This window comes from Pantoea sp. GD03673 (genome assembly GCF_029844725.1).
Lineage (GTDB): Bacteria > Pseudomonadota > Gammaproteobacteria > Enterobacterales > Enterobacteriaceae > Pantoea.
On sequence record NZ_JAOCKJ010000011.1, the window covers coordinates 13,425 to 28,813 of the forward strand.

The 15,389-nt window shown below is 56.7% G+C and carries 11 protein-coding genes; 7 read left to right on the forward strand and 4 right to left on the reverse strand.

All coding sequences use genetic code 11. From position 1 onward, the window contains the following. Positions 1–145: 145 nt before the first annotated feature. On the forward strand, positions 146–1,294 hold the full coding sequence (gene argE / locus N5J69_RS18970; RefSeq protein ID WP_279772187.1) for an acetylornithine deacetylase: 1,149 nt from the start codon (positions 146–148) through the stop codon (positions 1,292–1,294). A gap of 353 nt (positions 1,295–1,647) precedes the next feature. After that, a complete protein-coding gene (gene ppc / locus N5J69_RS18975; RefSeq protein WP_279772188.1) occupies positions 1,648–4,299 on the forward strand; it encodes a phosphoenolpyruvate carboxylase in 2,652 nt (883 codons plus the stop codon). 95 nt (positions 4,300–4,394) lie between these two features. On the opposite strand, the gene metF is transcribed toward ppc, so the two are convergent. From metF to metB, 3 genes are all read right to left on the reverse strand, one after another. Next, the gene (metF, locus tag N5J69_RS18980) at positions 4,395–5,294 is read right to left on the reverse strand and encodes a methylenetetrahydrofolate reductase (protein ID WP_279772189.1); all 900 of its coding nucleotides are present in this window, start codon (positions 5,292–5,294) and stop codon (positions 4,395–4,397) included. Between the two features lie 202 nt (positions 5,295–5,496). Next, a complete protein-coding gene (locus tag N5J69_RS18985) occupies positions 5,497–7,932 on the reverse strand; it encodes a bifunctional aspartate kinase/homoserine dehydrogenase II (RefSeq protein ID WP_279772190.1) in 2,436 nt (811 codons plus the stop codon). 2 nt (positions 7,933–7,934) lie between these two features. Beyond that, positions 7,935–9,095 carry a cystathionine gamma-synthase gene (gene metB, locus N5J69_RS18990; protein WP_279772191.1) on the reverse strand — a complete coding sequence of 387 codons (1,161 nt, stop codon included), beginning with the start codon at positions 9,093–9,095 and terminating at the stop codon, positions 7,935–7,937. A 273-nt stretch (positions 9,096–9,368) separates the two neighbouring features. Between metB and metJ the strand changes: the two genes are divergently transcribed. Next, a complete protein-coding gene (metJ, locus tag N5J69_RS18995) occupies positions 9,369–9,686 on the forward strand; it encodes a met regulon transcriptional regulator MetJ (protein ID WP_003851225.1) in 318 nt (105 codons plus the stop codon). 80 nt (positions 9,687–9,766) lie between these two features. On the opposite strand, the gene rpmE is transcribed toward metJ, so the two are convergent. Continuing rightward, the gene (rpmE, locus tag N5J69_RS19000) at positions 9,767–9,982 is read right to left on the reverse strand and encodes a 50S ribosomal protein L31 (RefSeq protein ID WP_003851227.1); all 216 of its coding nucleotides are present in this window, start codon (positions 9,980–9,982) and stop codon (positions 9,767–9,769) included. 224 nt (positions 9,983–10,206) lie between these two features. Between rpmE and priA the strand changes: the two genes are divergently transcribed. The 4 genes from priA (at position 10,207) to hslV (ending at position 15,380) form a co-directional block, all read left to right on the forward strand. After that, positions 10,207–12,402, forward strand: coding sequence for a primosomal protein N' (priA, locus tag N5J69_RS19005; protein WP_279772192.1), 2,196 nt, complete (start codon positions 10,207–10,209; stop codon positions 12,400–12,402). 164 nt (positions 12,403–12,566) lie between these two features. Next, positions 12,567–13,604, forward strand: coding sequence for a DNA-binding transcriptional regulator CytR (cytR, locus tag N5J69_RS19010; RefSeq protein ID WP_279772193.1), 1,038 nt, complete (start codon positions 12,567–12,569; stop codon positions 13,602–13,604). Positions 13,605–13,756: 152 nt separating this feature from the next. Then, positions 13,757–14,761 (forward strand): cell division protein FtsN, encoded by a 1,005-nt coding sequence (gene ftsN, locus N5J69_RS19015; RefSeq protein ID WP_279772194.1) that lies wholly within the window; start codon positions 13,757–13,759, stop codon positions 14,759–14,761. An 88-nt stretch (positions 14,762–14,849) separates the two neighbouring features. Next, a complete protein-coding gene (gene hslV, locus N5J69_RS19020) occupies positions 14,850–15,380 on the forward strand; it encodes an ATP-dependent protease subunit HslV (protein ID WP_279772195.1) in 531 nt (176 codons plus the stop codon). Positions 15,381–15,389 lie beyond the last annotated feature (9 nt).

A 15,389-nucleotide genomic window follows, 5' to 3' on the forward strand; every position in this document is an offset into this window, starting at 1 on the left:
TCGCACGTTCCGGGTCGCGGCCTTGCCCCGTTACCCACCCTGTCATCTGCAATCATTTAAGGTTCCCTTGCAGAGGACGTTAATGTATTTTTATTCACTATTACTGCATGAATATGGATACATCCTAACCCAAGGACCGCCAACAGTGAAGACAAAATTACCGCCTTTTATTGAACTGTACAGCCAGTTAATCGCCACGCCGTCGATCAGCGCAACCGATGCCGCACTGGATCAGAGTAATGAAACTTTAATCAATTTGCTGGCCGGCTGGTTCCGCGACCTTGGCTTCAGCGTTGAAGTGCAGCCGGTGCCCGGCACCCGCAATAAATTTAACATGCTGGCGCGCACCGGCAGCGGAGCGGGCGGCCTGCTGTTAGCCGGTCATACCGATACCGTTCCCTTTGATGACGGCCGCTGGACCCGCGATCCCTTTACATTAACCGAGCACGACAACAAGCTTTATGGCCTCGGCACGGCAGACATGAAAGGCTTCTTCGCCTTTATTCTTGATACGCTGCGCGATGTGGATGTCACGACGCTGAGTAAGCCGCTCTATATCCTCGCCACGGCCGATGAAGAGACCACCATGGCGGGTGCCAAATATTTCTCGGAATCGACGCAACTGCGTCCCGACTGCGCCATCATCGGTGAACCGACCTCGCTCAAGCCGGTGCGTGCGCACAAAGGGCATCTGTCGAATGTGATTCGTATTGAAGGGAAATCGGGTCATTCCAGCGATCCGGCGCGCGGCGTCAACGCCATTGAACTGATGCATGAGTCGATTACCCACCTGATGCAACTGCGCACTACGCTGCAGGAGCGTTATCACCATGACGGCTTTGCTATTCCCTACCCCACCATGAACTTCGGTCATATTCATGGCGGAGATGCCGCTAACCGTATCTGCGCCTGCTGTGAACTGCACATGGATATCCGTCCGCTGCCGGGTCTGTCGCTAAGCGATCTGGATGGGCTTCTGAATGAGGCGCTGGCTCCGGTGAGTGCCCGCTGGCCGGGGCGTATCACCGTGGCCGAGCTGCATCCGCCGATTCCGGGCTATGAGTGTCCGGTCAGTCATGAACTGGTGAGCGTGGTCGAGAAATTACTGGGAACGCCAACCGAGGTGGTGAACTACTGCACCGAAGCACCATTTATACAGCAGCTTTGCCCGACGCTGGTCCTGGGTCCGGGTTCAATAAATCAGGCACACCAGCCCGATGAATTTATCGATACGGCATTTATTAAGCCGACACGGGCGCTTATCAGTCAGGTTGTGCAGCATTTTTGTCACTGATTGACAGTAAATGGGGCATTTGACTGTATTAACAGTAAATTGCCCCCTCATTCTGCGGGATTTAATAATAAGAATAACTTATCCCGCTTCCTTCCCGATAAATTCTACGAATTTCCGAGAGTTAGCCACATCTTCAGCGCACTTTAACGCATTTGACGAACGCAACATTACGTGGCTAGATAAAAGACGATGTTATGCCCACCGGGTGATTATCCAGAACGTTTCAGAATGTGGACAGGCGGCAACGGAGCCGGTTCCCTGTAGATTATCGGGAACACGATGTTGCTGATTTTTCTGCTGCCTGAAAGGTCGGGTGTAGAAGTTTTTCAAGACGATAAGGGTGTCAGGGTCCAATGAACGAACAATATTCCGCAATGCGAAGTAATGTCAGTATGCTCGGCAAACTGCTCGGGGATACGATTAAGGATGCACTGGGAGAGAACATCCTCGACCAGGTGGAAACCATCCGTAAGCTCTCCAAGTCATCCCGTGCAGGCAATGACACTCATCGTAAAGAACTGCTCAATACGCTGCAGAACCTCTCAAACGAAGAGCTTCTGCCGGTTGCACGCGCATTCAGCCAGTTTCTGAACCTCACCAACGTGGCTGAGCAGTATCAGACCATCTCGCAGAGTGGCGAAGGTGAGAACCATCCGGAACTGCTGAAAAAGACCTTTGATACCCTGAAGCAGCAGAAAGATATCAGCGAAACCGACATTCTGGCAGCCATTGAATCGCTGTCACTGGAGCTGGTGCTGACTGCACATCCGACCGAAATCACCCGTCGTACGCTGATTCACAAGCTGGTTGAGGTTAACAGCTGCCTGAAACAGCTCGATCACAGCGACGTCTCTGACTACGAACGTAACCAGATTATGCGTCGTCTGCGTCAGCTGGTGGCGCAGGCGTGGCACACCGATGAGATCCGCAAATATCGTCCGACCCCTGTCGACGAAGCCAAATGGGGCTTTGCCGTGGTGGAAAACAGCCTGTGGGAAGGTGTTCCGGCCTTCCTGCGTGAGCTGAACGAGCAGGTCGAAGAGGCGTTTGGCATTAAGCTGCCGGTCGATTTCGTGCCGGTTCAGTTCACCTCATGGATGGGTGGCGACCGCGACGGTAACCCGAACGTCACCGCATCGATCACCCGTCATGTCATGCAACTGAGCCGCTGGAAAGCCACAGACCTGTTCCTGCGTGATATCGGCGTATTGATCTCCGAGCTGTCGATGTCTGAGTGCAACGACGAGATCCGCGAACTCAGCGGCGATCCGGAGGCGATCGAACCTTACCGCGTGATCCTGAAACGCCTGCGCAGCCAGTTAATGACTACCCAGTCATTCCTGGAGCGACGCCTGAAAGGTGAGCGTCTGCCTCGCCCGGCCGATCTGCTGGTCTCAAACGATCAACTGTGGAACCCACTGTTTGCCATCTACGAGTCGCTGCAACAGTGCGGCATGGGCATTATCGCCAACGGTCAGTTACTCGATACGCTGCGCCGCGTGAAATGCTTTGGCGTCCCACTGGTGCGTATCGATCTGCGTCAGGAAAGTACCCGCCACACGGAAGCGATCGCTGAAGTCACCCGTTACCTGGGCCTCGGCGATTATGAAAGCTGGTCCGAAGCGGACAAGCAGGCTTTCCTGATCCGTGAACTGAATTCCAAGCGTCCGCTGCTGCCACGCAGCTGGGAACCCAGCGATGAGACGCGTGAAGTGCTGGAGACCTGTCGCGTCGCGGCGGAAGCGCCGCAGGGCTCTATCGCCGCTTATGTTATCTCTATGGCAAAAACGCCGTCCGACGTGCTGGCCGTGCATCTGCTGCTGAAAGAAGCCGGTATCAGCTATGCGATGCCGGTTGCGCCGCTGTTTGAAACGCTTGATGACCTGAACAACGCGAACGACGTGATGAGCCAGCTGCTGAGTATCGACTGGTATCGCGGCTTTATTCAGGGCAAACAGATGGTGATGATTGGCTATTCTGACTCGGCGAAAGATGCCGGGGTGATGGCCGCCAGCTGGGCGCAATATCAGGCGCAGGATGCCCTGATTAAAACCTGCGAGAAGGCCGGTATTTCCCTGACGCTGTTCCACGGACGCGGCGGCAGCATTGGCCGTGGCGGCGCACCCGCTCATGCGGCACTGCTGTCACAGCCGCCAGGCAGCCTGCGCGGCGGTCTGCGCGTGACCGAACAGGGCGAGATGATCCGCTTTAAATATGGTTTACCGGCCGTGACCATCGCCAGCCTGTCGCTCTACACCGGCGCGATTCTGGAAGCAAACCTGATGCCGCCGCCAGAGCCAAAACGCGAATGGCGCGACATCATGGATCAGCTCTCTGCTGACTCCTGTGCGATGTATCGCGGGTATGTTCGTGAAAATACTGACTTCGTCCCCTATTTCCGTTCAGCGACGCCGGAGCAGGAGCTGGGTAAATTACCGCTCGGCTCACGTCCGGCCAAACGTCGTCCCACGGGTGGCGTAGAGTCACTGCGTGCGATTCCGTGGATTTTTGCCTGGACGCAGAACCGTCTGATGCTGCCCGCCTGGCTCGGTGCCGGTGCTGCGCTGCAGCAGGCGATGGCGGCCGGTCATCAGGATCAGCTGGAAGCCATGTGCCGCGACTGGCCATTCTTCTCTACCCGTCTGGGTATGCTGGAGATGGTGTTCTCGAAAGCGGACCTGTGGCTGGCGGAATATTACGATCAGCGTCTGGTCGATAAATCACTCTGGCCGCTGGGCAAACAGCTGCGCGATCAGCTTGATGCCGATATCAAAGCGGTACTGACCATCGCCAACGACTCACACCTGATGGCTGACCAGCCGTGGATTGCCGAGTCGATTGCGCTGCGTAACGTCTATACCGACCCGCTCAACGTACTGCAGGCCGAACTGCTGCATCGTTCCCGTGCGCAGGAAGCGCGTGGTGAAGAACCGGATGCCCGCGTTGAGCAGGCACTGATGGTCACTATCGCGGGTGTCGCGGCAGGCATGCGCAATACCGGTTAATTCTGGTCAGGCGCGGACCACCGTTCGCGCCGCCAGACAGCAGCAGTAAAAAAGTCGGGACATTCCCGACTTTTTTACTGGTGTAAGCAGAGCGGCTAAGCCGCAGCCGCAACAGGGCGGACCCCTAACGTGTGGCAGATGGCGTAACTCATTTCGGCACGGTTCAGCGTGTAAAAATGGAAATCTTTCACCCCTTCGCGTGACAGGATCTTCACCATATCCATCGCGATATTCGCTCCCACCATTTTGCGTGTTTCCGGATCATCATCCAGCCCGGCAAACATCGCGCTCATCCAGCCCGGCACGCGCACATTGGTCAGCGTGGCAAAGCGTTGCAGCTGTTTAAAGTTAGAGACCGGCAAGATGCCCGGCACAATTTCCACGTCAATGCCGGTGGCGACACAGCGATCGCGGAAGCGCAGATAGCTTTCGACGTCGAAGAAAAACTGGGTAATTGCCCGGTTTGCGCCTGCATCAATTTTTCGTTTGAGGTTAATCAGGTCGGCCTGGGCGCTTTTCGCTTCGGGATGGACTTCCGGGTAGGCAGCGACGGAAATATCAAAATCGCCCACTTCTTTCAGCAGCGACACCAGATCGCTGCCGTACATTTCTGGCTTACCGCTGCCAGGGGGCAGATCGCCACGCAGCGCCACAATATGACGGATGCCGTTGTTCCAGTAATCCTGCGCGATGGTACGCAGTTCATCACGCGTGGCATCGACACAGGTCAGATGGGGTGCAGCCTCCAGACCGGTGCGATCTTTAATGCCTTTGATAATGCTGTGAGTGCGATCGCGTTCGCCTGAGTTCGCACCGTAGGTCACAGAAACGAAGGTCGGTTTCAGACTGCTCAGGCGATCAATGGAGGTCCACAGGGTCTCTTCCATTTCGCGGGTACGCGGTGGAAAGAACTCAAATGAAACATTAATTTGCCCGTTCAGCTCAGCCAGGCTCTGGTTTAGCGCTTCGCGCTGATTAGCATGAAAGAAACTCATCCTGCACCCTCACTGATTAATAATCGGCCCGCAAACATCTACACGTTTAGACGTCCAGATGTTCAAAATGACGCAATCGGAGGGTGCCGTCAACGTAAAAATGGTCAACAGACGTGATCAATTTTCAATCAACATGAGGCGATTTCAACAGTAAGGCGATAACGCATTGAAAACAGGCGCCGAAGCGCCTGATGAGGAGGGGTTACAGCAGTTGCGCGAGGCGATTAATGTCTGACTGGATAGCGCCTGCGGTGACATCCCGGCCTGCGCCTGGCCCGCGGATCACCAGCGGATTGTCGCGATACCAGCGGCTCTCAATGGCAAAGACGTTATCGCATGGCAGCAGCGCGGCCAGCGGATGCTCCGGACGCACCGCTTCAACGCCTACGCGTGCCTTGCCGTTAGCATCAAAACGGGCAACGTAGCGCAGCACCAGGTCCATCTCCCGCGCCGCCTCCAGCCGCTGCAGCATCTGCTCGTTCAGCTCTTCACCATTTTCAAAGAAATGGTCCACAGAGCCCTGCTGACAGTTGTTCGGCACCAGCGATTCAACGCGCACCTGATCCGGCTCGATGTTGTAGCCCGCCTCACGCGCCAGGATCACCAGCTTGCGCATCACATCCTGACCCGAGAGATCGGCACGCGGATCGGGCTCGGTTAAGCCCTGCTGCCATGCCTGATCCACCAGCTCGGTAAACGGCACCGTGCCATCAAACTGCAGGAACAGCCATGACAGCGTACCGGAGAAGATCCCGCTGATCGCCAGAATGGTATCGCCGCTGTCGCGCAGATCGCGCACCGTGTAGTTAATCGGCAGGCCTGCACCCACAGTGGCGTTATAGAGCCAGTGACGCCCGGTTTTGGTGAAGGCATCGCGGATCTGCCGCCAGGTCTGGCTGTCAGACGCACCCGCAACCTTGTTGGCGCTAATCACATGAAAACCGTGGCTGGCGAAGTCGAGATACTGCTGCGCCAGTGGCGTGCTGGCCGTAACATCCAGCACCACCAGGTCATCAAAGGGGTGCGCACGCATCCACAGGAACAGCGACTCTTCATCGCGTTCCACTGCTTCATCATCAAAGAAAGCGAGTGCACGGCTGGCATCCAGCCCCTCATAGCTCAGCAGGCTGCGGCGGCTGTCCGCGACGCCCGCCAGCACAAATTCAAAGCCGGTACGCGCTGACAGCGTTTCCTGATCGCGGGCAAACAGCTCAAGCCAGCGTGAACCGATATTGCCTTTGCCAAACAGCATCAGGCCGATGCGCTTTTCGGCCCGGAACAGCGACTGATGCAGGCCCTGGATAAGATGCTGGGTCGGCCCGACGCGCAGCACCGCAACCACGCTGATGTGCTCTTCTGACTGCCAGATGAACTCAACAGGCTGATCTTTTAACTGCTGCCAGAAGCGATGGGTATGCAAGGGATTGCGGGTGACGCCAGCGCCCACCAGCGCCACCAGTGCCAGGCCATCACGCAGCTGCAGATGCCCCGGCAGAGCGGCGTCCTGTAGCAGCGTAAAGGCACTGTTGACCACTTCGGAGGTGTAACAGAGTTGCAGCAGCTGACGGTCAGGATGCACGCCAAAAGCCAGCGGCCGCAGCTGTGCGCGCTTCAGCAGCAGGTCAATCTCTTTGTGCAGGATGGCGAAGTCATGCTGCTCTGGCAGCTGAATCTCAATCAGGCAAACATCATCGTGACTGGTCACGATACGCGCACCGGTCCCGGAGGCCAGTACGCGCTCAATGCGGGTTGAGCCCTGCTCTGGCTGATAGCTGCAACGCAGTTGCAGGTCGATATCGCTGCCTGAAACCGGCTGCAGCGTGCGGGTGTGCAGCACCGGAGCCGCCAGGCGAGCCAGCTCACTGGCTTCATCCAGCCTCAACAGCGGCAGCAGACAGGCGTCAGACACTTTTCGGGGATCGGCGCTGTAAACGCCCGCGACATCGCTCCAGATAGTCACACGGCCGACACCCGCCAGCGCACCAATCTGCGTGGCAGAATAGTCGGAGCCGTTGCGGCCGAGCAGGACGGTTTCACCGGCATCGTTGCGGCTGATAAAGCCGGTCACCACGATGCGCTTGTGCGGATGCTGCGCCAGCAACGTCTGCAGCAGTGGCCAGGATTTACCCTCATCGACCTGCGGCTGAGCGGCACGTTCGGCACGCAGAAACTCACGCGCGTCGAGCCAGCAGGCCTGCAGGTCACGCTGGCTCAGTACCGCTGACATCAGGCGTGCCGACCATATTTCACCGTGCCCGACCACGTCGGCATAGACCGCATCGGTAATCGGCGCATCCAGCAGTATGGCGAGCTTTTCCAGATCGCGGATAAATGCACTGATTAACGGTTCGGCGATATCAGCAGGCAGCAGCGCACCAATCAGTTCACTCTGATAGCGCCGTAAGGCCTGTTGCACCTGATGCGCAGAGAGCCGATCGTTCTGGCTTAGTTTCAGCCAGCTAATCAGCTGGTTGGTGGTTGAACCTGCCGCAGAGACCACCATCAGATCGCCCGGCTGGCTGTAGTCCGCCATAATGCTGGCAACGCGCTGATAGCACCGTGCATCGGCCAGGCTGCTGCCACCAAACTTATGCAACTGCCTGATGTCTGGCGTTCCCGCGCCTGCTGAAATCGTCATGCTTAACCCTCGGCTGCGACCCGGAATGCATTATCCAGATCGGCAATTAAATCTTCGTGATCTTCAATACCAACAGAAACCCGTAGCAGCGTATCGGAAATGCCCGCTGCCGCGCGTGCTTCTGCCGACATCCCCGCGTGCGTCATGGTGGCGGTGTGGGAAATCAGGCTCTCTACGCCGCCCAGCGATTCCGCCAGCGTAAATAGCCGCAACGCTTTCAGGAAGCGACGCAGCAGCGCCTCATCACCGTCGACCTCGAAACTCAGCATGGCACCAAAGCCGCGCTGCTGACGTACTGCATGTTCGTGTCCGGCGTTTTCCGGCAACGAAGGATGATACAACTTTTTCACCTGCTTCTGCTGCTTCAGATAGTCCACAATCGCAAGTGCGTTGCGCTGTGCGGCGGCAATGCGTGGTGCCAGCGTGCGGATGCCGCGCAGCAGCAGATAACTGTCAAACGCTGCACCGGTCACACCGATGTTGTTCGCCCACCAGGCCAGGTCGGTCGCCAGTTGCGGATCGCTGGCAATGACCGCACCCGCCACCACATCGGAGTGGCCGTTAAGGTATTTGGTACAGGAGTGGATCACCAGGTCCGCACCCAGCGCCAGAGGATTCTGCAGCGCCGGGCTCATAAAGGTATTGTCCACTACGCTGACGGCACCTGCCGCGCGTGCAGCGCTGCAAATCGCGCTGATATCCACGACGCGCAGCAGCGGATTGCTGGGGCTTTCAATCAGCACCAGTTTCGGTTTTTCATCCAGTGCCGCCTGCAGCGCCACCAGATCACCCTGGTCGACAAATTTCACCCGATACGCGCCGCGTTTACTCAGGCTGTCGAACAACCGATAGCTGCCGCCATAACAGTCGTGTGGCGCAACCAGCAGATCGCCAGGCTTCAGGAACACCGTCGTGACCAGGTGAATGGCTGACATCCCGGTATTGGTTAATACCGCGCCCGCGCCGCCTTCCAGTTCCGCCAGCGTTCGCTGAACGACATCACGTGTGGGATTGCCACGACGGGAGTAATCATGCGCACGAGGCTCATTGAAATCCAGGAAGTTATAGGTCGTAGAAAGGTGGATGGGCGGGACAACGCAGCCATATTGCTCGTCATCATTCAAACCGCTGCGCACTGCGATGGTTGCCGGTTTACGCGTCATGAGCGAATTGTTCCTGAAGAGTTAAGAAAATGTAGTCCACAGAATATCACCCTCTAATTAGACGTCAATACATCTGGACATCTAAATGTCTTTGCGTATAGATTGAGCAAAAACGCAATAACCGCTAAAATTATGCGTCATCGCCTGGCGTTCCCCTTTGTGATGCAGAGGCTGCGAGCGAAGAAAACCCGCCATATCAGGGGTCAGGCAGGAAAAAATCAGGCATAATTCGCTGATTTCCTCACATTTAACGTTTATTAATTAAGGTAACCCATGGCTGAATGGAACGGCGAATATATCAGCCCGTACGCTGAGCACGGTAAGAAGAGCGAGCAGGTCAAGAAGATTACAGTGTCTATCCCATTGAGCGTGCTGAAGATTTTAACGGATGAGCGTACCCGTCGTCAGGTGAATAACCTGCGTCACGCCACCAACAGCGAGCTGCTTTGCGAAGCCTTTTTGCATGCCTTTACCGGGCAACCGTTGCCGGACGACGTGGACCTGCGCAAAGAACGCAGCGATGAAATTCCCGAAGAAGCGAAAAAGATCATGCGCGATATGGGCATCGATCCCGACACCTGGGAATATTGATTCGTCAGAGCATAAAAAAACCCAGCCGAAGCTGGGTTTTTTCTTGCCGCCGAACCCGCAGGTTCAGGTGCCTTTTAATCTTATTTTTTAGCGCCTGGCACGCTGAAACGCTTGTTAAAGCGGTCAACACGGCCACCAGTTGCCACTTCACGCTGCTTACCGGTATAGAACGGGTGGCATTTGCCACAAACGTCCAGGTTCAGTTCGTGAGTCAGTGTTGAACGGGTGTGGATCTCGTTACCGCAGGTACATTTGATAGTAACTGCTTCGTATTTCGGGTGAATACCTTGTTTCATGGGAAACCTCATAGAAGGCCGTGTCGCTCTCCGTGCCAGGCGTTAACCTGCACAGCACCACACGCGGTTGAACATTTTAGGGTGTACTCCGGCAAGATCTTCTCACCGAAGGCGGCATATTATACAGGCAAGTTTTGATTGCTGCAAATCTCTGCTGAGATACCCGCCATCAGGGTCAGCGTGTACACTACCTTCCCCGATAATTGAGCCGGAAAGAGAGAGTTATGCCCGTTGTTCAGGTTGCCCTGCCCGTCCCGTTGCCCCGCCTGTTTGATTATCTGCCGCCCCTGGGTGCGCAGCCGGTCATTGGCGGTCGCGTGAGTGTGCCCTTTGGCAATCGCAGAATGATCGGGATTGTGGTCGCCTTTCGTGAGAAGAGCGATCTGCCGGAAGCACAGCTCAAGCGCGTGGTCGAAGTGCTGGACAGTGAGTCGCTCTATCCGCCGTCGCTGTGGCGCATCCTGAACTGGGCCGCCAGTTACTATCACTCGCCGCAGGGTGAAGTGCTGAGCCACGCGATTCCGGTGCTGCTGCGCCAGGGCAAAGCGGCACAGGACACGCCCCTGTGGCGCTGGGAAATCACCGAGCAGGGTCGGGCAACCGCACCGGAGAGTTTAAAGCGGGCACCGAAACAGCAGCAGGCGCTGGCTGCCCTGCGTCAGCAACCACTCTACCGGCATCAGGTCAGTGAACACGATCTCACCGAGGCGACATTACAGGCACTGCGGGCTAAAGGATTATGCGAACTGCATGAGCATCAGCCGCAGATGCACGACTGGCGCTCCACTTATGCTGTAAAAGGCGAACGGCTGCGACTGAACACCGATCAGGCGATGGCCGTGGGTGCGATTCGGGCAGATGATGAACATTATGCCGCCTGGCTGCTGGCAGGCATTACCGGTTCCGGCAAAACCGAGGTTTACCTCAGCGTGCTGGAAAATGTGCTGGCACGCGGCAAACAGGCGCTGGTACTGGTGCCGGAGATTGGCCTGACTCCGCAGACTATCGCCCGCTTTCGCGAACGTTTTGATGCGCCCATCGACGTACTGCACTCCGCATTAAATGACAGTGAGCGGCTGGCGGTCTGGTTGCGTGCCCGTCGCGGTGAAACAGCGATTGTGATTGGTACCCGATCAGCACTGTTTACGCCGCTGGCCCGTCCGGGCGTCATCATTATCGATGAAGAGCATGACAGCTCTTATAAACAGCAGGAAGGCTGGCGCTATCAGGCGCGCGATCTGGCTGTCTTCCGCGCACATGAAGAAGATATCCCGATTGTCATGGGATCGGCGACGCCCGCTCTGGAGACGCTGCACAATGTCCGCAGCGGCAAGTATCGCCAGCTCGACCTGACAAAACGTGCCGGTAACGCCAGACCGGCGCTGCAACAGCTTATCGACTTAAAGGGCGCGCAGTTGATCGGCGGCCTGGCACCGGGCCTGATTGGTAAAATGCGCCAGCATCTGCAGGCCGACAATCAGGTGTTGCTGTTTCTTAACCGCCGCGGTTTTTCGCCCGCCCTGCTCTGTCACGATTGCGGCTGGATTGCCGAGTGTACCCGCTGTGACCGTTACTACACATTGCATCAGCACCACCGCCAGCTACGCTGCCACCATTGCGACAGCCAGCGTCCGCTTCCTCATCAATGCCCCCAGTGTGGTTCAACCCACCTGCTGCCGGTAGGCGTCGGGACAGAGCAACTGGAGCAGCAGCTCGGCACACTCTTTCCGGGCGTGCCGGTGTCGCGAATCGATCGTGACACCACCAGCCGCAAAGGGGCGCTGGAGCAGCATCTGGCTGACGTTCACCGTGGCGGCGCACGCATCCTGGTCGGCACCCAGATGCTGGCCAAAGGTCATCACTTTCCCGATGTCACGCTGGTCTCACTGCTGGATGTTGATGGTGCGCTGTTCTCAGCCGATTTCCGTGCGGCAGAGCGCTTTGCTCAGCTCTATACCCAGGTAGCAGGCCGTGCTGGCCGTGCCGGTAAGCAGGGCGAGGTGTTACTGCAGACGCACCACCCGGAACATCCCTTGCTGCAGACCCTGTTGCACCAGGGCTATTCAGCGTTTGCCCAGCAGGCGCTGCTGGAGCGACAGGCCGTCCACCTGCCACCCTGGAGCCGCCATGCACTGTTCCGCGCTGAAGATATGGATAACCAGCAGGCAGCCGAATTTCTGCAACAACTTCGCAACCTGCTGGAGGCGAGCCCGCTGAATGACAAGGCAATGTGGTTTATGGGTCCGTTGCCCGCCCTGCAACCTAAACGCAGTGGACGCTGGCGCTGGCAACTGCTGCTGCAACATCCTTCCCGCCAGCGTCTGCAGCAGCTGCTGAGCAGTTCACTGCCGCTGATTTCAACCCTGCCTGCTGCGCGCAAAGTAAAATGGACGCTGGATATCGACCCTACCGAAAGCTGATTTTTGCTGACACTGCGAGCCAGATCGAAAAACGTCGCATAAGTCACAATTTTTATGCAAATTAAGTAACAACAAGCCGGGCAATCGTTAACAATGTTGCCCGGCTTGCTTTCAGGTCAGGCAAAAACAGAATCGAACGCGCCATAACGCGTCAGGAGCATGTGTTGGAGCAGAATCAACAATCGCCCGCCGCCACGATGAAAGATGTCGCGGAACATGCGGGCGTCTCAACCGCCACCGTATCGCGTGCGCTGATGAATCCGGAGAAAGTGTCTGCGGCTACCCGCCAGAAAGTCGAGCAGGCGGTTGCCGCCGTCGGCTATGCGGCACATGGCCCCACGCGGAACGCGCGGCGTAACGAAACGCGAACCATCCTGGTTATTGTCCCTGACATCTGCGACCCCTTCTTTAGTGAAATCATTCGTGGCATCGAAGTCACGGCAGCCGAAGAGGGTTATCTGGTCCTGATTGGTGACTGCGCTCATCAGAATCAGCAGGAGAGAACCTTTCTCAATCTGATGGTCACGCGGCAGATTGATGGCATGGTGCTGCTCGGTTCACAGTTGCCCTTTGATGCCAGCATCGATGAGCAACGCAACCTGCCACCCATGGTGATGGCGAATGAGTTTGCGCCGGAAATGTCACTGCCCACGGTTCACATCGATAACCTGACCGCCGCATTTGAAGCGGTCAATCATTTACTGCAGTTAGGCCACACGCAAATCGCCTGTATAGCCGGACCCGAAGAGATGCCGCTCTGTCAGTATCGTTTGCAGGGCTATGTACAGGCGATGCGCCGCAGCGGGCTGACCGTCGATCCCACTTATATTGTGCGCGGTGACTTCACGTTTGAAGCAGGCGTTGCCGCCATGAATCAGTTGATGACCCTGCCGCAGCCGCCACGCGCACTGTTCTGCCACAGCGATATTATGGCGCTGGGAGCAATGAATCAGGCCAGACGCTGTGGACTGCGGATACCCGAGGATCTCTCGGTCGTGGGATTCGATGACATTGAGCTGTCACGATACTGCGAGCCGCCGCTGACCACGGTCACGCAGCCACGTTATCAGATTGGCCGGGAAGCAATGCTCCTGCTGCTGGATGAGTTAAATGGTAAACGGGTCATCAGCGGCTCGCGACTGCTGGATGCCGGTTTAACGATTCGTGGCAGCACGGCCCGCGCAAAAAAGCGTGAAAAATAAGCGAATTCGTCTGATTTTTTCAGTAGATTCTTAAGGCGAACACTGCTGGTCAAAGTTCCGACCCTTGAGTAACATGGCGGACTCCTTGCCGGGCGCGTAAAAATCATCATTTCGCCCATCTGGCACTATTTTTGAAGGGTATAAGAACGAGAGTGGCACAAAAAGATTACGTAGGCCGCGGGCGTTCAACAGGGACGCGTCGCAAAAAAAGCCCCAGCCGTGGCAAGAAGAGCAAAGGCGGTTCGGGAACATCTAAACTGATGATTGTACTGGCGGTCGCAGTGTTGGTGACCTTTGCCGGTGGTTTATGGTTCCTGGCGCACCACAAGAAAGAAGACGTGCCGGTCATTACGGATCATAAAGCCAACGGCAATGGCTTACCGCCAAAGCCTGAAGAGCGCTGGAAATACATCAAAGAGCTGGAGAACCGTCAGGTTACGGTGCCGACCCCTATCGAACCCTCTTCGGGTGGCGAAGTGAAGTCGCAGACACAGCTGACCGACGAGCAGCGTCAGTTGCTGGAGCAGATGCAGGCGGATATGCGTCAGCAGCCAACGCAGCTCAATGAAGTGCCGTGGAACGAACAGACGCCAGCACAGCGTCAGCAAACGCTGCAGCATCAGCAGCAGTTGCAACAGCTGCAACGACAGCAGCAACAGGCTCAGCAACAGCAGGTTCAGCAACAACAGCAGCAGCAGCGTCAGCAGTTGCAGGCTCAGCAGCAACAGCAACGCCAGCAGCAGTTGCTGCAACAACAACAGCGTCAGCAACAACAGCAACAGCAACAGCAACAGCAACGTCAGCAGCAGCAGCAGCAGCAGCAGCAAAACGTACAGCGTCAGACTCAGCCTGCCCCCATTACGCGGGAACCAGAGGTGCAGTCAAAACCGCAGGAGACGGCGAAGGCGAAACCGGCAGAGAAAGCCTCTTCGCAGCGCTGGATGGTACAGTGTGGTTCATTTAAAGGCACTGACCAGGCTGAATCGGTGCGTGCAGGCTTAGCCTTTGAAGGCTTTGAAAGCCGTATTACTACCGGTGGTGGCTGGAATCGTGTGGTTATCGGTCCTTATAAAGATCGTGCATCCGCTGACAGCACCCTGAAACGCCTGCGCAGTTCCGGACACACCAGCTGCATTCCGCTCTCCGTCGGGGGTTGAAACCCGTCAAACCCGCCCCATATCTGTTGCATGATACTCCGCGCCCCGTGCGCGGAGTCCTTTTCCGACTGCAACAAGGGGTCTGCCCGTGACAACAATAGTAAGTGTACGACGCAACGGCCAGGTAGTGATTGGCGGTGATGGCCAGGCTACGCTCGGCAATACCGTGATGAAAGGCAACGTTAAAAAAGTGCGTCGTTTATACAACGATAAGGTGATTGCCGGATTTGCTGGCGGCACCGCAGACGCCTTCACTCTGTTTGAACTTTTCGAACGTAAGCTGGAAATGCATCAGGGCCACCTGGTAAAAGCCGCGGTGGAACTCGCTAAAGACTGGCGTACTGACCGTATGCTGCGTCGTCTTGAAGCCTTACTGGCCGTCGCGGATGAGTCAGCGTCTCTGATCATCAGCGGTAACGGTGACGTCATCCAGCCTGAAAACGATCTGATCGCCATCGGCTCTGGTGGGCCTTTTGCCCAGGCAGCGGCACGTGCGCTGCTGGAGAATACCGACATGGGCGCACGCGACATCGTTGAGAAGTCGCTGAATATCGCGGGTGATATCTGCATCTACACTAACCACAACGTTAATTTCGAAGAATTAACGTCTAAGGCGTAAGGGTATAAA

Coding starts and splice junctions, on each gene's coding strand:
- ppc (WP_279772188.1), top strand. CDS start 1,648: ATGAACGAACAATATTCCGCAATGCGAAGTAATGTCAGTATGCTCGGC.
- metF (WP_279772189.1), bottom strand. CDS start 5,294: ATGAGTTTCTTTCATGCTAATCAGCGCGAAGCGCTAAACCAGAGCCTG.
- N5J69_RS18985 (WP_279772190.1), bottom strand. CDS start 7,932: ATGACGATTTCAGCAGGCGCGGGAACGCCAGACATCAGGCAGTTGCAT.
- metB (WP_279772191.1), bottom strand. CDS start 9,095: ATGACGCGTAAACCGGCAACCATCGCAGTGCGCAGCGGTTTGAATGAT.
- metJ (WP_003851225.1), top strand. CDS start 9,369: ATGGCTGAATGGAACGGCGAATATATCAGCCCGTACGCTGAGCACGGT.
- rpmE (WP_003851227.1), bottom strand. CDS start 9,982: ATGAAACAAGGTATTCACCCGAAATACGAAGCAGTTACTATCAAATGT.
- priA (WP_279772192.1), top strand. CDS start 10,207: ATGCCCGTTGTTCAGGTTGCCCTGCCCGTCCCGTTGCCCCGCCTGTTT.